Annotated in this window: 17 protein-coding genes; 11 read left to right on the top strand and 6 right to left on the bottom strand. The window is 44.5% G+C overall.

Annotated elements, in window-relative coordinates; translation table 11 throughout:
* Positions 1-7 precede the first annotated feature (7 nt).
* The 6 genes from DFP81_RS01135 to DFP81_RS01110 all read left to right on the top strand — a co-directional run bounded on the left by DFP81_RS01135 (position 8) and on the right by DFP81_RS01110 (position 5,133).
* A complete protein-coding gene (locus DFP81_RS01135) occupies positions 8-871 on the top strand; it encodes an ABC transporter permease subunit (RefSeq protein ID WP_245959070.1) in 864 nt (287 codons plus the stop codon).
* Positions 868-1,677 (top strand): ABC transporter permease subunit, encoded by an 810-nt coding sequence (locus tag DFP81_RS01130; RefSeq protein ID WP_115895917.1) that lies wholly within the window; start codon positions 868-870, stop codon positions 1,675-1,677. The genes DFP81_RS01135 and DFP81_RS01130 overlap by 4 nt, the downstream gene beginning before the upstream one ends.
* Positions 1,678-1,756: 79 nt before the next feature.
* Positions 1,757-2,476 (top strand): glutamine amidotransferase-related protein, encoded by a 720-nt coding sequence (locus tag DFP81_RS01125; RefSeq protein ID WP_115895916.1) that lies wholly within the window; start codon positions 1,757-1,759, stop codon positions 2,474-2,476.
* Between the two features lie 313 nt (positions 2,477-2,789).
* Positions 2,790-2,966 (top strand): DUF1328 domain-containing protein, encoded by a 177-nt coding sequence (locus DFP81_RS01120; protein ID WP_115895915.1) that lies wholly within the window; start codon positions 2,790-2,792, stop codon positions 2,964-2,966.
* A 25-nt stretch (positions 2,967-2,991) separates the two neighbouring features.
* Positions 2,992-3,261: a hypothetical protein gene (locus DFP81_RS01115; RefSeq protein ID WP_115895914.1), complete on the top strand. Its 270-nt coding sequence runs from the start codon at positions 2,992-2,994 to the stop codon at positions 3,259-3,261.
* 162 nt (positions 3,262-3,423) lie between these two features.
* On the top strand, positions 3,424-5,133 hold the full coding sequence (locus DFP81_RS01110) for a diacylglycerol kinase family protein (protein ID WP_115895913.1): 1,710 nt from the start codon (positions 3,424-3,426) through the stop codon (positions 5,131-5,133).
* On the opposite strand, the gene DFP81_RS01105 is transcribed toward DFP81_RS01110, so the two are convergent.
* Positions 5,130-6,473 (bottom strand): sigma-54 interaction domain-containing protein, encoded by a 1,344-nt coding sequence (locus DFP81_RS01105; RefSeq protein ID WP_115895912.1) that lies wholly within the window; start codon positions 6,471-6,473, stop codon positions 5,130-5,132. The genes DFP81_RS01110 and DFP81_RS01105 overlap by 4 nt on opposite strands.
* Positions 6,474-6,713: 240 nt before the next feature.
* Between DFP81_RS01105 and DFP81_RS01100 the strand changes: the two genes are divergently transcribed.
* Positions 6,714-7,196 carry a hypothetical protein gene (locus tag DFP81_RS01100; protein ID WP_115895911.1) on the top strand — a complete coding sequence of 161 codons (483 nt, stop codon included), beginning with the start codon at positions 6,714-6,716 and terminating at the stop codon, positions 7,194-7,196.
* 59 nt (positions 7,197-7,255) lie between these two features.
* Here the strand turns inward: DFP81_RS01100 and DFP81_RS01095 are convergent, their stop codons facing one another.
* Together DFP81_RS01095 and hisA are read right to left on the bottom strand one after the other, a co-directional pair.
* A complete protein-coding gene (locus tag DFP81_RS01095) occupies positions 7,256-7,984 on the bottom strand; it encodes a hypothetical protein (RefSeq protein ID WP_115895910.1) in 729 nt (242 codons plus the stop codon).
* Between the two features lie 287 nt (positions 7,985-8,271).
* Positions 8,272-9,039, bottom strand: coding sequence for a phosphoribosylformimino-5-aminoimidazole carboxamide ribotide isomerase (hisA, locus tag DFP81_RS01090; protein ID WP_115896258.1), 768 nt, complete (start codon positions 9,037-9,039; stop codon positions 8,272-8,274).
* A gap of 141 nt (positions 9,040-9,180) precedes the next feature.
* Between hisA and arfB the strand changes: the two genes are divergently transcribed.
* A complete protein-coding gene (arfB, locus tag DFP81_RS01085; protein ID WP_115895909.1) occupies positions 9,181-9,594 on the top strand; it encodes an alternative ribosome rescue aminoacyl-tRNA hydrolase ArfB in 414 nt (137 codons plus the stop codon).
* Positions 9,595-9,761: 167 nt separating this feature from the next.
* Here arfB and pdxR read toward each other — a convergent pair whose 3' ends face one another.
* A complete protein-coding gene (gene pdxR / locus DFP81_RS01080) occupies positions 9,762-11,261 on the bottom strand; it encodes a MocR-like pyridoxine biosynthesis transcription factor PdxR (RefSeq protein WP_115895908.1) in 1,500 nt (499 codons plus the stop codon).
* Positions 11,262-11,471: 210 nt separating this feature from the next.
* Between pdxR and DFP81_RS01075 the strand changes: the two genes are divergently transcribed.
* The 3 genes from DFP81_RS01075 (at position 11,472) to tauA (ending at position 14,333) form a co-directional block, all read left to right on the top strand.
* Positions 11,472-12,308, top strand: coding sequence for a taurine ABC transporter ATP-binding protein (locus DFP81_RS01075; protein ID WP_115895907.1), 837 nt, complete (start codon positions 11,472-11,474; stop codon positions 12,306-12,308).
* 12 nt (positions 12,309-12,320) lie between these two features.
* On the top strand, positions 12,321-13,259 hold the full coding sequence (locus DFP81_RS01070) for an ABC transporter permease subunit (RefSeq protein ID WP_245959048.1): 939 nt from the start codon (positions 12,321-12,323) through the stop codon (positions 13,257-13,259).
* A gap of 75 nt (positions 13,260-13,334) precedes the next feature.
* The gene (gene tauA / locus DFP81_RS01065; protein WP_115895906.1) at positions 13,335-14,333 is read left to right on the top strand and encodes a taurine ABC transporter substrate-binding protein; all 999 of its coding nucleotides are present in this window, start codon (positions 13,335-13,337) and stop codon (positions 14,331-14,333) included.
* Between the two features lie 762 nt (positions 14,334-15,095).
* Here the strand turns inward: tauA and DFP81_RS01050 are convergent.
* The gene (locus tag DFP81_RS01050; protein ID WP_115895905.1) at positions 15,096-15,953 is read right to left on the bottom strand and encodes a sulfite exporter TauE/SafE family protein; all 858 of its coding nucleotides are present in this window, start codon (positions 15,951-15,953) and stop codon (positions 15,096-15,098) included.
* A gap of 383 nt (positions 15,954-16,336) precedes the next feature.
* On the bottom strand, positions 16,337-16,645 hold the full coding sequence (locus DFP81_RS18315; protein WP_115895904.1) for a hypothetical protein: 309 nt from the start codon (positions 16,643-16,645) through the stop codon (positions 16,337-16,339).
* Positions 16,646-16,660 lie beyond the last annotated feature (15 nt).

The raw sequence follows: 16,660 nt of genomic DNA, 5'->3' as shown, positions 1-16,660 counted from the left end.
TCGCGGCATGGTCATTACTATCCCTTCTTTATGGTTGGGGGTTTTCTTTTTTATCCCCTTTTTGGTGGTGTTTAAGATTTCCTTGTCTGACGCTGCGATTGCGATTCCACCTTATTCTGCGATGTTCGACTGGAATCCAGAAGAGGCTTACCTGACGCTCAAGGCGTCCTTTAGTAATTACCTGTTTCTGTTCCAGAACGATTTTTATTTGGATGCCTACTTAAGCTCCTTGCGTATTGCTGCTGTGTCTACAGTGATTACCCTAATCTTAGGCTTTCCTATCGCTTATATGATTGCCCGCAGCCAACCTACTATGCGCACCTTGTTGTTGTCTTTGGTGATTTTGCCTTTTTGGACGTCTTTTCTATTACGCGTTTACGCTTGGATTGGCTTGCTGAAAAAAAATGGCGTGATCAATGAGTTTTTATTGTCGACTGGGTTAATTGACCAGCCATTAACCATGCTGCAAACCGATTTTTCCGTTTACATTGGTATTGTCTATACCTACTTGCCTTTTATGGTTTTGCCACTTTATACCACCTTAGAAAAGATGGATCTGAGCTTGCTGGAAGCGGCTGAGGATTTAGGCGCTAAACCGTATCAAACTTTCTTTTTAGTCACCTTACCCTTGGCCATGCCAGGTATTGTTGCAGGGTGTTTGTTGGTCTTTATTCCAGCCGTAGGAGAATTTGTTATTCCGTCTTTATTAGGTGGTTCAGACACCCTAATGATAGGCCGAGTGTTGTGGGATGAATTTTTCTTAAACCGTGATTGGCCGATGGCGTCTGCAGTGGCAATTGTCATGTTAATTATGTTGGTCGGACCCATTATGTATATGCGCAAGCGTAATGAGCGGGAGGATATGTCATGAAGCGACGTTCTTGGTTTCTCAAAGGGTCTGCTTTATTTGGCTTTCTCTTTTTGTATGCGCCTATCGTGTCATTGATTATTTACAGTTTTAATGCCTCCAAACTGGTGACGGTTTGGGGGGGCTGGTCGCTAAAATGGTACGGCGCCTTGTTTCAAAATGATCAGATAATGGACGCGGCGATATTGAGTTTTAAAATTGCCATTATCAGTGCCACATTGGCAGCGGTGTTAGGCACGATGGCAGGGTTTGTGTTGAGCCGGATGGGGCCATTTCGCGGCAAAACCCTTTTAGGTGGCTGGGTGACCGCGCCTTTGGTGATGCCAGAAGTGATTACTGGGTTATCGTTGCTTTTGCTGTTTGTTGCCATGGAAAGCCTTTTTGGCTGGCCCGCAGGTCGTGGTGAAGTCACTATTATTATTGCTCATACGACTTTTTGTTTGGCTTATGTGGCGGTCGTGGTGCAGTCACGTTTGTCTTCTATGGATAAGACGCTGGAGGAAGCTGCGATGGACCTAGGTGCCAAGCCTAGCAGTTTGTTTTTTTTAGTGACCTTGCCATTGATTGCGCCAGCGATTATTTCTGGTTGGCTGTTGTCATTTACGCTATCACTGGACGATTTAGTGATCGCGAGTTTTGTCTCAGGCCCAGGAAACAGTACCTTGCCTATGGTGATTTTTTCTAAGGTACGGTTAGGCGTAACGCCAGAAGTAAATGCCTTGGCAAGCTTGATGATATTGGCGGTTTCTATTGCTGTGATCGCTGCGATAGTCATCATGCGTCGACAAACGAAATTTCAGCAGCCATGAGTATGCTGCGCTTTCCGTTAAGCAGGCTCGGTCTGCGCTGTGTCATAGGAGCAAGGATTTGTCTGCTGAGGAGTAACTTATGAAGATCGGTATTCTTGTGGTGGGTCTCACTGCGCAGTCGCTACTGCCGACCTTTGGTTCCTACAGCGATCGGTTTGTTACCTTACTTAAAGAGCAAGATGCCAATTTTGAGTTTGATGCTTTTGAAGTCTGCAATCATCAATATCCGACTGGGGTGGATCAGTGTGATGCTTGGCTGATCACTGGCTCCAAGTCGAATCTAGATGAGCAGCTACCTTGGATGCTATGGCTAAGTGAGTTTATTGTCCAGATTAACGCCCAAAAACGTCCTCTGATTGGCATTTGTTTCGGTCATCAAATCATAGCCGATGCCTTAGGAGGTAAGGTCGCGTGTTATGAGGGTGGCTGGGGCGTGGGAATTCATCGTTATCAGTTTGTTGGCAATGATAGCTTGCTGCCGACACATCTGGCGTCATTTGCTATTTGTGCCATGCATCAATATCAAGTAGTGGCGAAACCTGAACCAGCGAGGGTATTCGCGCGCTCGGATTTTTGTCAATATGCAGGGCTCTTGTATGATCAACACATCCTCACTTTGCAAGGCCACCCAGAGTTCAATAAAGCCTATGAAGTGGCGTTAATCGAAATGCTCAAAGACGATTTTTTGTCACCAGCATTATCAGAGCAGGGGCTGCTCAGCCTTGAGCAAGAATCGCTCGATGCGGATGAGGTCATAAGCTGGATAGTGAATTTTATCAAACAAGCAAAGCCGCTTTGAGCCTATTGGCGCTGTGATAATTGGGCTTGGTTCGTGTTAAAACCCTTCTAGATGAAGGGTTTTTTATTGCCCAATGCGCTTTTTATAGCCGCCACATTGTTTGCGTCTTTACAGTTATTCGACGGAAACGATTACCTATCGAGCTTGTAATATTTTCTTATTAAACCTTGAAAATCTTCCATCTAAAACCCTTCAAAAAATATTTTATTTATATTTATCAGTAGTTTATGGCCTTCTTTACAAATTGGCACGGGTTTCGCTATATCCCTAGGGAAGACAATGGTAACGATGGAAATAGGAAAAGGAGAAGAGCATGTTAGTTTGGACAGTTATCTTTCTCATGATTGCACTGGTGGCAGCCTTGCTGGGCTTTACTGGCATTGCGGGTGCAGCGACAGGAATCGCGAAAATCATCTTTTTTATTTTCATTGTTCTATTACTGATTTCTTTGGTGGCAAACGTTATTCGTGGTAAATCACTAAGAAAATAATCTAGACTGAATGGAGGTTAATATTATGAAGATGACACAAGTATTGTTAAAAGGTGCGTTGGTAATGGCATTTGCGGGCGCCTTAGCGGCTTGTAATGACGATACGTCAAGCAGTGTAGAAGACACCAGTGCTAAAGTGAGCGATCAAGTAGAGCAAACCATGGATGAAGCGGGCGATGCCATGGACGATGCAGGTGACGCTATTTCAGATCAAGCAACCGACATGGGTAACGCGATTGAAGACACCTGCGAGAAAGCGAAAGAGGGCATGAACGCCGAAGACACTGATTGCTAGAGGTGATTCGCTTGTAAAGCGCCACTTGGGATCAATTATCAAGTGGCGTCTGCGTTAGCACCGATATAAAAGATGTTTTTATGGGGAGGATGTTAGTTTTTTTGAATCATGCTAGCTTAATAAGACAGCTCGGATTTAAATAGAGTAATAAGGAGACATGCTTTGTTTCAGCCACAATATTATTTCTATATTACGATACTGCTCGCCCTAGTGACGATACTGACTTCAAATATATATTTTAAGTTGGCGTTGGGGTGGTTTACGCTGTCTTATTTAGCGGTTAGCTTAGCGTATGTACTAAATAACCCTAACATTTTTCGCAAGCGTTCTGATGGCAGTGTGCCTTTTTATATTCGTTGGGTCTTTCACCCTTTTTTGTGGACGACTCAGCTGTATAATTCTTGGCAACGTAGCCGAGATAGTGCCCCTGCGCTGCAGCAAATAGATCAAGGTTTGTATCTTGCTCGACGCTTATTTCCTTCAGACATTCATCATTTAAAAAGCGAGAATATAGGCGCTATTCTTGATGTAACCGCTGAGTTCACATCCTTAAATTGGGTATCACATCAACAAGATGTCGACTACTTAAACATTCCGGTGCTTGATCATTCTATTCCTTCGAACGTGCAAATATACAAGGCGCTAAACTGGATCCACACCCACCGTAAAAATGGTCGCTCAGTGATGATTCATTGTGCGCTAGGTCGTGGCCGTTCAGTGTTTGTCATGGCGGCGTATTTGTTGAGTCAAAACCCTACCGCATCCCCCGATGACATCATGCAGAAGATACGCGCTATTCGCCAAACGGCACGCCTTAATAAGCGCCAGTTTAAAGCCTTAAAACGTGCTTATAAAAACGCGCTTTTGACAGTGCAAAACAGTGCCTGGTTGATTGCCAATCCCGTTGCAGGTAAGCGCCAGTGGGAGGAAGAAAAGGACTTTATTTTGGGTTATTTGAGCGGCTATTATGATGTCACAGTGAAAACCACGTCGCCGCAGAAGAATGGCACCTTCTACGCCCAGCAAGCACGCCAAGCCGCACCAGATATTGTCATTGCCTGCGGCGGAGACGGTACGGTGGCAGAAGTGGCAAGCGCCCTAGTAGACAGCAATATCAAGCTTGGCATTATTCCTTTTGGTACGGCCAACTCCCTTAGTCAGGTACTGTGTGGCGTATTATCTAAAGTAGCGCCTGTTGAAAGTGCTTGTATTAACTTAGTGGAAGGCTGTGAGCAAAAAATTGATACTGCGCAATGCAATGGCGAAATGATGTTGTTGATGGCGGGGGTTGGGTTTGAGCAACAGATGATTGAAAAAGCCGACAGAGAGAAGAAAAACACCAGTGGTCAGCTAGCTTATTTACAAGGCTTAAAAGAAGCCATCAGTCAAAATGAAACACACGAGTTTCGTGTCTCTCTAGATGATGGCGAGGCGTTTGTTATTCGTACACCGAGTTTGACTATCGCCAATGCTGCCCCTATCACTACGTTATTAGCGCAGGGGAAGGGGGTGCCTAATATAATGGATGGCATGTTGGATTTGACTTGGCTTGACCCAGATCGCTTTCAGATACTGAATTTGGCGGAGTTGGCGTTATTAGGGCTAGGAGACGCCAATGCTGATAATTCGTCTGAGAGCAAGACGAACCCTGATTCAGGCATATCTCATCGTGCTGCACGCAAGGTCTCGGTCGACATTAGTCAGGTTGGTCGCTATGTGGTAGATGGCGAAGAGCGAGAGGCCGACCGCTTAGACATTCAGGTAAAGCCACAATCGCTCAATGTGGTTGTGCCTGAGTCGGCTTTGAAGCCGGAACTAAGCGCCGACCCAGAAGCTCGCCATACAGCTGAGAAAACAAGCGTCAGTCATTAATTAGAACTGTCGTATTTGTCTAACTTGTTATAAAGCGTTTTTACACTGATGCCAAGCTGTTGTGCTGTATCGGTTTTGTTGCCATCGTTTTCTTTTAGAGTTTCCGTGATGGCAATTTTCTCAATATCATCAAGGCGCATGCCGACTGGAATACCATGGCCATCATCTGCTTGTTCCGTGTCGCCTAAGCTATTGATAATGAGGTGTTCTGGCTCGATGACATCATTGGCGAGAATGCAGGCACGCTCAATGGTGTGTTTTAATTCTCTTACATTGCCTGGCCAAGAATAGGCTTGGATTTTGTCTAAGGTGCTAGCTGATAAGCTTTTTTGCGTCTTATCTTGAGCGTTCCGATACGCCAAGAAGTGTTGCGCTAAACCACGGGCATCATCTTCTCGCTCGCGCAATGGCGGCACACTAATAGGAAACTGAGCGAGTCGAAAGTACAGGTCTTCGCGGAAGGTTTCCTCCTTGATCGCCTCACCAAGATCGCGATTGGTCGCAGCAATGATGCGCACATTAGCGGTTTTTACGTTTTGCCCACCAACGGGTTTGTATTCGCCGCTTTCCAACACACGCAGCAGTTTTACTTGGTGCTCATAAGGCATCTCGGTGATTTCATCGAGAAAAAGAGTGCCGCCTTGGGCTTGTTCAAATACGCCTTCATGATCTTTATAGGCCCCGGTAAACGCACCTTTTACATGGCCAAATAACTCGCTGTCTATTAACTCTGGGCTGAGTGCGCCACAGTTGATAGCGACAAAGGGAGCAGCAGAGCGCTCGCTAAAAATATGCAGTGTGTTGGCCACTAATTCTTTGCCAGAGCCACTTTCACCAATAATAAAAGCGTTGGTGGTGGTCGCAGCCACTTTGCGAATGGTGCGATAAAGAGAATGCATGGCAACCGATGAGCCCACTAGCTGGCCAAATTGGTCTAAATGGCTGGTGTTGCTTGAGGCTGGGCGGGTATTGTCACTCAGTTCAATAAAGGATTCTCGCAATGAGGCGTCAACCAGAGAATAGTTCACTGGAGCGCGGTAATGGAATCCGGCTCCCTTTTGCATGACTTGGTCTAACAGAGGGTCAGGTTTGCCTTGGCTGAAAAAAGAAAATTCTACACGATTCAGTAGCTCGCTATCTTGCAAGGCGGCGAACGATGCCTGCTCCATGTTGTCGACTTCGATTAAGGCAACCTGGCATTGTGCGTTTGTTAATTGTTCTAACCAGCATTCTGTTTGGTTACTCACCATGAGCTCAAATTGTCGAACACTCTCTAAAGACAATAGGGCAGAGGCTAAGGATGGATCACGAGTGTGTATAAAAAGTTTTGGTGATGGCATGTTAGCGCTCCTTAAGGGTCGTTTGGGTCATCTTACCCTGTGTAAGGCTGACAAGATAACGTGTAATTTCTTCCTATTTTGAGTGAGATGTAACCAAGCTGAAACCTCTCACTGCTAGTCTAATGCCTATAACAGCACAGGTTGGCTAAGTTGGCATAGCCTTTGTAAGAGACTTTTCAGTAAACCGCTTTGTTGTATAGGTTATTTACACAAAACATGCCATCGTGAGAGGGGAAAATTATGACACAGAGTAAGGCGACTATGCCGACCTACAGTGAGGCAGACGCGCGGCTGATGCTGGATATATTTTCTATTAGTTTTGACAGCAGTGTTGCTAATGCCACTCTCTATGCTCGTTCCACAAACACCCTAGAACAACATGTTTTTCAGCGTGTTGCTACACAATACCGTGCGCTTAGCGACAGTTTGTTAAGCCGGTTGATGTCATTGCCAAAAGACAGCGGAACAATGAATGTAGAGGCAGGCTATATTGCTAAAGCTTACCTGATGGCACTGAAGTCATCTAACAAGCATGCCCCTAGCCGTGTGATGAGTGTCAATCGACAATCACTAAAAAGAATTAGAAAAATGTTGCGCCGGATCACAGATCGAGCCTTTGTCGGCTGGCTTAGCCAATACCTTGCTTGGATACAGCTCACCCTTGATCACGTTCAATATCAGCGAAACGCCATGGCGTTAGAACAGCTATCGAGTATGGGGTGAATGCCCCAGCAACCAGGCACCCAAGCCTCATTCTAGGGAACTCACCACTACATTGTCTCTTAATGGCGTTCGGTTACCTGGCGATAATCTAATGAGCCGACAATCGAACCGCTGTTTTCACTGGTGTCTACCGTAAAGGCGGCGTGGCTTTTTTCTTTATTTGGGTTAACGATGCTAATGACCTTGCCATTTACCAATAATTGATAACTTTCAGAGTAGGTGATGCGCAGATCTTCAGAATGTTGGGCGTCGAACAACAAGCCATCTTTCAAGCGTATAACACGGCTTTCCCCACGAACCCATTGACCGATAAGCGGCTGACTTACAAAGTCAGCATTGGCTAAAGTGACTTTGGTTTTAGAAACCAGTATTTGAATTACATCGCCAGGAAGCGCATTTTTTTTACGTTGTTCGACGCGCTTGTCGATGGCAGTAAGCTGCTCATTTACTTGGCTGTTATAGTTTTCTAACTGTTGAATGGCTTCTGCACTGCGTGATTGAGTGAGAATTTCGTCCTTGTTGATTTTAGGTAGGTTTGGAGCCATGCCCGAGCGAGCTTGTAATTCAGAGTGATGAAGTGTGGCTAACTTAATTTGCTCATCAAGGGTATTGGCCATCTCCACTGATTGGTTTGTGTTGGCTTGAGATGTCGTCACTTGTTGCTCGGTTGAGCTGGACGGCGTACTTGTTTGCTCAGTAGGTGATGGCGTGTTTTTGTGCAAAACTGGCACTGAACAAGCACTGATAAAAAGCGGCAAAAGTAAAAAGCCTGCACGAAATAGCGACATTGAATAATCCTAAGATTAGATATAAAAATAAGTGCAGCTAGTATGCGGCATGGACCCGATGATGTCGAGATCTGGCGCTCGAATCATCTACCTGAATGGTATCAAAAAAACTGTAAAAAGAGTGTCTGTAGAAGCAAATTTTTCTTTTAAAACAAGCAAAATTTAATGGCCCTTAAAACAGGACAGGAGACCCTGGACGTGGCGTGAAACGGGCGTGTTAAAAGGCGGCCTTGTTTCGTGCTGAAAAAGGCCGCAGAGATATCAGGTGCGTTCTGTTTTGCTGGGGGCTATGGCGTGTTTTGCTCTTGGTTCCAAGCGATGCATTCGTCTAAAGCTACCCCTTGTCCGCCAAAAATATCGAGCGCACTGCCAATGGTCAGATCCACCTTACCCTTGGAAAGTTGTTTAACGCGCTCAAGATCGTTTAATGAGCGAGCGCCGCCAGCATAAGTAACCGCCACAGGGCAGCCTTGGCCAAGCAGAGTGACAAGTTCTTCGTCAATCCCAGCTTGTAAGCCTTCTACATCTGCGGCATGAATTAAGAATTCATCACAATGGTCGGCAAGTTCAATTAAGTTGGCTTGATTGACTTGGGTTGAGGTGATGGTTTGCCAGCGATCGGTGGCGATATACCAGCCATCTTCAGTACGACGACAGCTGAGGTCGAGGACCAGGTGATCGACGCCAGTTTCACGTTTTATTTTATCCAGACGGTCCCAAGAGAACTCGCCATCGGCAAATAAGTAAGAAGTAACGATAACGTGTGATGCACCTGCTTCAAGGTAGCTGTGAGCATTGCGTGCTGTCACACCACCGCCAAATTGAAGACCATTTGGATAGGTTTTTAGTGCGCTTATTGCTTCGTCATGATTGCCTTTTCCCAGAGCAATGACATGGCCGCCGGTTAAATTGTGATCACGGTATAGCGCTGCGTAATACGCCGCATCATAATCACTGATAAAATTTTCTTGGGCGCCTTTATCATTGAGGCTGCCACCAACGATCTGTTTAACTTTGCCTTGGTGTAAATCAATACAAGGGCGAAACTGAGTCACGAAAAACTCCCTACTTAAGCTGAAACGACAAGAGACCGATTGTAACTGATAATTTTGCGCGAAACGATCCATCAAAGCAAAGCCTAGCTAACACTGTTACAATCTGAGGCAGATTAAACAGACGAGTTGTAAAATATCCTAATGTTGCAAATTTCCATTGCGGTTTCCATTCCCGACCATGAAATAGAACTCACCGCCATTCGAGCTCAAGGTGCCGGCGGGCAAAATGTCAACAAAGTCTCATCGGCGATCCATTTGCGTTTTAATGTGGCGAACTCGTCATTGCCAGCTTTTTATAAAGAGCGCTTATTGGCGTTGAGTGACAGTCGCCTGACGAAAGAGGGGGACATTGTTATCAAAGCGCAACAACATCGGACGCAAGAATTAAACCGAGAAGATGCGCTGGCGCGCTTAAAAGCGCTGATATTAGAGTCTATTAAAGTGCAAAAAGCGCGTCGAGCGACAAAACCATCCCGTTCGTCACAGAAGAAGCGGGTAGATAAGAAAAAACAAAAAGGCCAGATTAAGAGTCTACGTAAGCGTAATTGGGATTAGCAAAAAAAAACGCGAACCAAGAGGGAACGCGCTAACAAAGGGAGGTGAGCGGGGGTACACTCACTGTCACTATAATAGAGCCACAGAGCGGCGTGATAGAGCCAAATAAAATAACTTCTCGGGCCAACCAGCCAACTCTTAGACCCAGTGTGTTATCAGATGTTTGGCTAATTCATAGCGTATATTTTTTGCGGGTACTCCTGCTGCAGTTGAAGAATTAAAGCGCCTAATATTTCGATGCCTTTTTCTATTTTATCTTCTGCAATCGCAGAAAACCCTAAGCGAATATAGTTTTGTGGGGAGGGTGTTTGGGCAAACAGGCTGTCCCCCGACTCCACGAGAATGCTGTAATTAGACGCTAGGCGCACTAAATCAGAGCTTTTGAGTGGGTCTGGCAGTTTTATCCAAAAACAGAAACTGCCTTGTGTCTCGGTGATTTCGCATTGACCCAAGTGCTTTTTAAGGCCTTCAGACATGAGGTTCCACTTTGTCTCATACAGGGTTTTCATGCGACGTAAGTGGCTGTCGTAATAGCCTTGGCTAATAAACAGAGCTGCCACCGCTTGGTTATTGGCGGGAGGATGGCGGTATTGTAAACGGCGTAATTCTCTGAGCTCTTTGATTAACTCAACATCGGCTACCAAATACCCTAAGCGCAGTCCAGGGGATAAAGACTTGGAGAGACTTCCTGCGTAAATGACTCGGCCTTTATCATCCATGCTTTTTAAGGAAGGTAATGGGCGCTCATGGAAATTCACTTCGCTTTCATAATCATCTTCAATAATGACAAAGTTGTCTTTTGATGCCTGCTCTAAAAGTTCAATACGTCTTTCCATCGGCATGGTGACCGTAGTTGGATATTGATGGCTTGGGGTGACGCAAACATAATCGCATTGTTTTAATTGAGAGCCAGTAACGACACCTTTATCGTCAAGCTGTAAAAAGTTAAGTTGGGTGCGTGCGGCATGAAAAATATTACGTTGGTCTGGATAGCCAGGGTCCTCTAAACCAACCACTGTTTCTTCATTAGTCAGTAAATTGGCTAACAGAGAAAATGAGTTTTGTGTCCCCATGGTCAATAAAATTTGTTCTGCACTGGCCGTGATTCCGCGTTTGGGCAAAATACTCTGGCGTATTTGGCTGATGAGCGCTTTTGAATCCACATCCACATAATCTTCTATCCACTCGTGAACATTGCCTCTACTTTGTGCGATGCGTGTGCATTCTCGCCATTGGTAAAGAGGAAAGTGCATTGGCTCTATTTGGCCGTAGATAAAAGGATAAGAATAGGTGATCCAATTTTTATCCTTGTGCAACATCTTAAAGGAAGAAGGGACTTTTTTTAGCCTGTCGCCCCAACTTAGAGCGTTTTCTTCTGTCTTCGTTAGATTTTGTACCGTCTCGGGGAGTTCTTCGCTGCTTATTTCTGGATTTACAAAGTAACCGCTGCGTTCTTTAGAAATCAAAAAGCGTTCATCGACCAAACCTTCATAGACCAACATAACGGTATTTCTGGACACACCTAACAGTTGAGCCATCTTTCTGCTGGAGGGTAGGTTGGATTCGCCGAAGTAATCTTTCTTAATTAAATCAACAAGTTTTTCTCTGATTTGTTGTTGAAAACTTTTCCCTGGTTGGAATTCAACAGTAATTAGACAGTCAGTCATGATGGTTACCTTGATCTAATTAGCATAGGGCTTTAAAAACACAGTAAATTCATGCAAAAAATGATCCATTTTCTCTTGGTTTTTTCACCTGGACCATAAAATTTAAAGGTTGGCTCTATTGCTTTCGAGGTCAGATAAGTAACGTGGAGTACAAGTTTTAACGAGTTGCCTGATAAGAATGGGATTATCAGACAAGAGAGGAGTGGAAAAATGAATACATTAGACATTCGGGATGTATCGGTAATTTACCCTGCTTCTCAAGGTGGAGAAGCGGTAACGGCATTGTCCGAAATTAATTTAACCATTGAGCAAGGTGATCTGGTTGTTGCTCTGGGAGCTTCTGGGTGTGGCAAAACGACTTTGCTAAGTTTGATTGCGGGCTTTATTGCGCCAACCAAAGGTTATTTGACGCTGGGAGACAGCTCAATTAAAGGGTATCCACGCATTGCGTGTGGTTTGGATCTAGGTGACGAGGTCATTGGACCTAGTGCAGACCGTGGTGTGGTATTTCAAAAGCATGCCTTATTGCCTTGGCTTGATGTGATTGAAAACACAGAATTTGGTTTGAAACTACAAGGTGTCGGCAAGCAAGAGCGCCGTAAGAAAGCCGCAGAATATCTTAAGCTGGTTGGCTTAGAAGACTTTCATCACCATCGTGTTTATCAGTTATCCGGGGGGATGCAGCAACGAGTTGGTATCGCTCGAGCATTAACCAATAATCCAGAAATGCTGTTGCTTGATGAGCCATTGGGTGCTTTGGATGCGTTAACTCGAGAGTCTCTTCAAGAGCTGTTGCTCGACGTTTGGCAAGAGACCAATAAGATGATGTTTTTTATCACACACAGTGTTGATGAAGCTTTGTTGTTGGCGACGCGCTTGATCGTTATGTCACCGCGTCCTGGACGCATAACGCATCAATTTGATTTGAACTTTAATAAAGAATTTTTAGCGTGTCGTGATGCTCGTAAGGTGAAATCGAGCCAAGAGTTTATTAGCACACGAGAAAAGATATTAGCAATTATCCACGGCGATGAAGCGGATCATTAATAGAGGCTTATTATGAATACTAAATCAACCACAGCCATGCCTGACGAAAAGCTAAAAAAAGCGCCGCCAGAAGCCAGTGAGGCAAACAAAGAATTTACGCCATTGCTGCAAAAACTGGTGACTTATTCAAAGCTTAAAATCAGTAAGCCCTCAATCAAGATTGGTGAGTTCTATGGTGCGCCTGGCGCTGGAGACAGTCGTATTATTTCAGTCGTATCGACGCTGATGTTTATCGCGATTTGGGCTTTTGTTACCGAAATGGGCTTTATTGATGCCTTGTTTTTGCCGTCGCCAGTGGATGTCCTGCAAAAATTCTTAGACATTGCCAGTAATGGGTTTGCTGGGGCCACCTTAATCGAACATTTGTACGCCAGTTTAACACGTATTTTTGGTGCCTTTTTCTTTGCCTGTCTAATTGGTATTCCGTTGGGGATCTTGATTGGCTGTAGTTATATCCTGCGCGGTATTTTTGATCCACTGATCGAATTTTATCGTCCATTACCGCCACTTGCTTACTTGCCATTGATCATCATTTGGTTAGGCATTGATGAAAGCAGCAAGCTGACACTGATCTTCTTAGCCATGTTGGCGCCCATTATTTTGAGTGCTCGAGCTGGTGTGACTTCAGTGCGTATTGAGCAAATTCAAGTGGCTTACTCTATGGGGGCTAGCCGTTGGCAAGTGATTACTCAAGTGATTAGCAAAGGCGCCTTGCCAGACATACTAACAGGCATGCGTATTGCAATTGGCTTTGGTTGGACAACTTTGGTGGCAGCGGAAATGGTCGCAGCCCAACAAGGGATAGGTTTTATGGTGTTAAACGCGTCTGAGTTCTTACGCACAGATGTGGTTATCGCAGGGATCATTGTGATTGGTGTGATTGCCTACTGCTTTGATCTCTTTATGCGTTATTTGGAAAGAAAGCTCGTTCCATGGAAAGGTCATAACTGATAACGGCAGTGAGTCGATATCTGGATTAGCAAACAACCGATTAAAAACGATTAAAATATCACGTAAGGAATGACTATGAAATTTGTGAAAAAAATAGGTTTGTTCGTGGGCGCAATGGCGATTTCATTTAGCGCAATGTCAGAAGAAATTACCATTGGTTATCAGGGGGTTTTTAACCCTTATAAAAAAGTAATCGATGAGCAGTTGTTGGAAAAACAACTGGATGTCACCATCAAATGGCGCCGTTTTGATTCCGGAGCTAAAGCCATGACCGCCTTGGCTTCTGGTAGTGTTGATATTGCAACAGCGGGTTCTAGCCCGATTGCTGCAGCGGTGAGCAACGGGGTAAAAGCGGAAGTTTTTTGGATCCTAGAAAACATTGGTGATGCAGAAGCCTTAGTCGTACGAGACGGTTCCGATATTATGAAACCTTCTGACCTGAAAGGTAAAACCATTGGTGTTCCTTTTGTTTCCACCACGCATTTTCATATGATGTTTGCATTGGAACAGTTTGGCATCAAACCAAGCGAAGTAAAGTTGCTTAATATGCAACCAAGTGCAATTTCTGCGGCTTGGCGTCGTAATGATATTGATGCTGCTTTCATCTGGGATCCAGTATTGGGTCAAATTAAGCAAAGTGGTCACGTGCTTGTTACCTCAAAAACGCTTAGCTCATGGGGTAAACCAACGTTTGATGCGCTGGTTGCGAATAAGAAATTTGCTGACTCGAACAAACAGTTCCTTGTCGACTTTGTCAAAATCGTTGCCGCAGTGGATAAAGAGTACAACGACAACAAAGACAGTTTTACAGTCGATAGCCCAATCGCGAAATCGATTAGTAAGGTAACCGGTGGTGATATCAACACTGTGCCTGGGGTCATGGCATTGTACGAATACCCAACGCTTGAAGAGCAAGCTTCTTGCGCATGGTTAGGTTGTGGCGCGAAAGGCGGCGTGGTATCGGCTCTGCAAGCAACTTCTGAGTTCTTGCTAGACCAGAAGAAAATCAGTGGCCTAAAAGAAGATTACTCAGTATATGTTAATCCTGAGTTCATTGAAGCGGCAATGAAATAAGCGCTTTCGTTTAACCAAGTCATATTATGCAATGAGGCCAGCACCTACTATATAGGTGTTGGCTTTTTTGTATCTAACAAACTAGTGTCAAATGTTGAATCTATCCTGCTAGCCTTGACTCACCAAGTTTAGCTTTCAAGCAGTAAGTTGCTCCTTGCTGTTGGTATCCACGTCATCACTGAGCTAGGGCGCGCAACGTACATGAACGTCTAATCACTGTGCGGGTAAAGGCGGCAGCTAGCAGTCAGAAGGCAGAAGTCAGAAGGCAGAAGTCAGAAGTCAGAAGTCAGAAGTCAGAAGTCAGAAGTCAGAAGTCAGAAGTCAGAAGTCAGACTCTGCAGTCAGCAGCACAAGCCAGAGGTTAGAAGCTAGCAGTCAGAAGTCAGAAGGCAGAAGGCAGAAGGCAGAAGTCAGAAGTCAGAAGTCAGAAGTCAGAAGTCAGAGGTTAGAAGTCAGAGGTTAGAAGTCAGAGGTTAGAAGTCAGAAGTCAGAAGTCAGAAGTCAGAAGTCAGAAGTCAGAGGTTAGAAGCCAGCAGTTATCAACTAGAAGTCAGCAGCCAGAACTCAGTATTTAGCAGAAAGATTGTAAACAAAGAATGGAAACAGGGGAGTGGGAGGGAAATAGACGAATAAGTCGCAGGTAACATGGGGCTTTATTTGCAAAGAGGGAGGTTGATACAGAGAACCGACACAGCGTAAAAGCTGTTTACTCTATGCCGGTTTATGGGGGAGGTGATAAAAAGTGGCGATTTGTATACGGCTTTAAATAACCTGAAACGCCTGAGCAAAGCCCACCATTGCCACCACTACCATAATAGGCAGGGAAATCGATTTAAAAGACTTTGGTGGTCGTTTGTTAAAAAAGAATTGGCCAATCTTCACGCCCACCATAGTGGGTGCTAGCAGCCATAAAATAGTGGTATATATCTCGTTACTAGAGGGTTGGCTTAGCCCTATCCCCATTAATGCGACAAATTCACTGACGATAAAAAATAAAATCATAGTGGCGCGTTGCGCCCTCACGTCTAAAGGGCTGGATAAAATATAATACAGTATCATAGGGCCACCAATAGAAGCACTTGAAGTACCAACGCCAGATGCAATGCCCGTGAGCAGTTTTTTGCCAAATGAGTCATGTTGAGCAGGCTTTGCCTTTTTAATAAGCAACGCAACCAAGACTAATACAAAGCTACAAATAGCGAGTTTCAGCCAAAGAGCAGGGACTAGGTAAAGTAACACTAAGCCAATGGGAATACCTAAAATAGACCCTCCCGCAATAATGCGAAAAGTATGCATGTTGGCGTGCTTAATGGCTTCACGTATCAGACCTATGCTACAGATAAAATCCAGAGCCAACACAATAGGCACACTTTTAATTGGGTCTAAGAAGAGATTCAAACCAATCACAGCAATTACTGCAAAGCCAAAGCCTGCATAGCCGCGGATAATGCCAGCAAAAAAAACAATAGGGATCAAATAAGCTAGGTTTTCCATACAGCTAGGGTCTCGCGATAGATAAATAGAGGAAGAGTATGGCAGTATTATTTGCTGTTTCACTAGAGCCAATTTAGCTTCATCATAGCGCCAGATTGTCAATAGGTTAGCGACTGCAGCATTCATTCATGAGTGGCTTTCGACATCGCGCGAGAGTTATTGTTTTCAAGCGAGGTCTCGCGCCGTGCTTTTTTACCATCGGGTTGGCTTGACGTCGTCTTATAGAGGAGTAGAAAACAGTTATTGCTCAATTAACGCAATAAAACCGCCTCTTTCTTTTATTGAAATCCACAAAAAACAGGCACAGCTTTCCTCTGCCGGGCTTTTTTACCCTAGGATTGGCTTAAAGCCGTCTTATGGGGCGGTAAAGCGGTTATTGCTCCATTAACGTAGTAAACCGCCTCTTTCTTTTATTGAAATCCACAAAAAAACAGGCACAGCTTTCCTCTGCCGTGCTTTTTTTACCCTCGGGTTGGCTTGACGTCGTCTTATAGAGGAGTAGAAAACGGTTATTGCTCCATTAACGCAATAAAACCGCCTCTTTCTTTTATTGAAATCCACAAAAAAACAGGCACAGCTTTTCTCTGCCGGGCTTTTTTACCCTCGGGTTGGCTTGAAGTTGTTTTATGAGGGTTAGGATATCTTTCATTATAACCAAAACGAATAACGGGGTTTAAATAAGTGAGAAAAAGAGAGGAAAAATAAGGCTTTTCCAACTTGTAATTGAAGCGTTTATCTTCGCCATAGTGAATTATTTTGCGTAAAGAAAGCGTAACGATAGTGTTTAGTGTTTCACAGTGTGTCCAAATGTTAACCAATTGTTTAATTTTTTT

Origin of the sequence: Marinomonas pollencensis (assembly GCF_003387375.1) — a bacterium.
Classification (GTDB): Bacteria; Pseudomonadota; Gammaproteobacteria; order Pseudomonadales; family Marinomonadaceae; genus Marinomonas; species Marinomonas pollencensis.
Note: the sequence above shows the minus strand (reverse complement) of the source record. Positions and strands in the feature narration are given on the sequence as shown.

Excerpts from the sequence above, each read along its gene's own strand:
- tauA (WP_115895906.1), top strand. The coding sequence starts at position 13,335 with ATGAAATTTGTGAAAAAAATAGGTTTGTTCGTGGGCGCAATGGCGATT.
- DFP81_RS01050 (WP_115895905.1), bottom strand. The coding sequence starts at position 15,953 with ATGAATGCTGCAGTCGCTAACCTATTGACAATCTGGCGCTATGATGAA.
- DFP81_RS01125 (WP_115895916.1), top strand. The coding sequence starts at position 1,757 with ATGAAGATCGGTATTCTTGTGGTGGGTCTCACTGCGCAGTCGCTACTG.
- DFP81_RS01105 (WP_115895912.1), bottom strand. The coding sequence starts at position 6,473 with ATGCCATCACCAAAACTTTTTATACACACTCGTGATCCATCCTTAGCC.
- DFP81_RS01120 (WP_115895915.1), top strand. The coding sequence starts at position 2,790 with ATGTTAGTTTGGACAGTTATCTTTCTCATGATTGCACTGGTGGCAGCC.
- DFP81_RS01070 (WP_245959048.1), top strand. The coding sequence starts at position 12,321 with ATGAATACTAAATCAACCACAGCCATGCCTGACGAAAAGCTAAAAAAA.
- DFP81_RS01075 (WP_115895907.1), top strand. The coding sequence starts at position 11,472 with ATGAATACATTAGACATTCGGGATGTATCGGTAATTTACCCTGCTTCT.
- DFP81_RS01130 (WP_115895917.1), top strand. The coding sequence starts at position 868 with ATGAAGCGACGTTCTTGGTTTCTCAAAGGGTCTGCTTTATTTGGCTTT.
- DFP81_RS01135 (WP_245959070.1), top strand. The coding sequence starts at position 8 with ATGGTCATTACTATCCCTTCTTTATGGTTGGGGGTTTTCTTTTTTATC.
- DFP81_RS01095 (WP_115895910.1), bottom strand. The coding sequence starts at position 7,984 with ATGTCGCTATTTCGTGCAGGCTTTTTACTTTTGCCGCTTTTTATCAGT.
- DFP81_RS01115 (WP_115895914.1), top strand. The coding sequence starts at position 2,992 with ATGAAGATGACACAAGTATTGTTAAAAGGTGCGTTGGTAATGGCATTT.
- pdxR (WP_115895908.1), bottom strand. The coding sequence starts at position 11,261 with ATGACTGACTGTCTAATTACTGTTGAATTCCAACCAGGGAAAAGTTTT.
- arfB (WP_115895909.1), top strand. The coding sequence starts at position 9,181 with ATGTTGCAAATTTCCATTGCGGTTTCCATTCCCGACCATGAAATAGAA.
- DFP81_RS01100 (WP_115895911.1), top strand. The coding sequence starts at position 6,714 with ATGACACAGAGTAAGGCGACTATGCCGACCTACAGTGAGGCAGACGCG.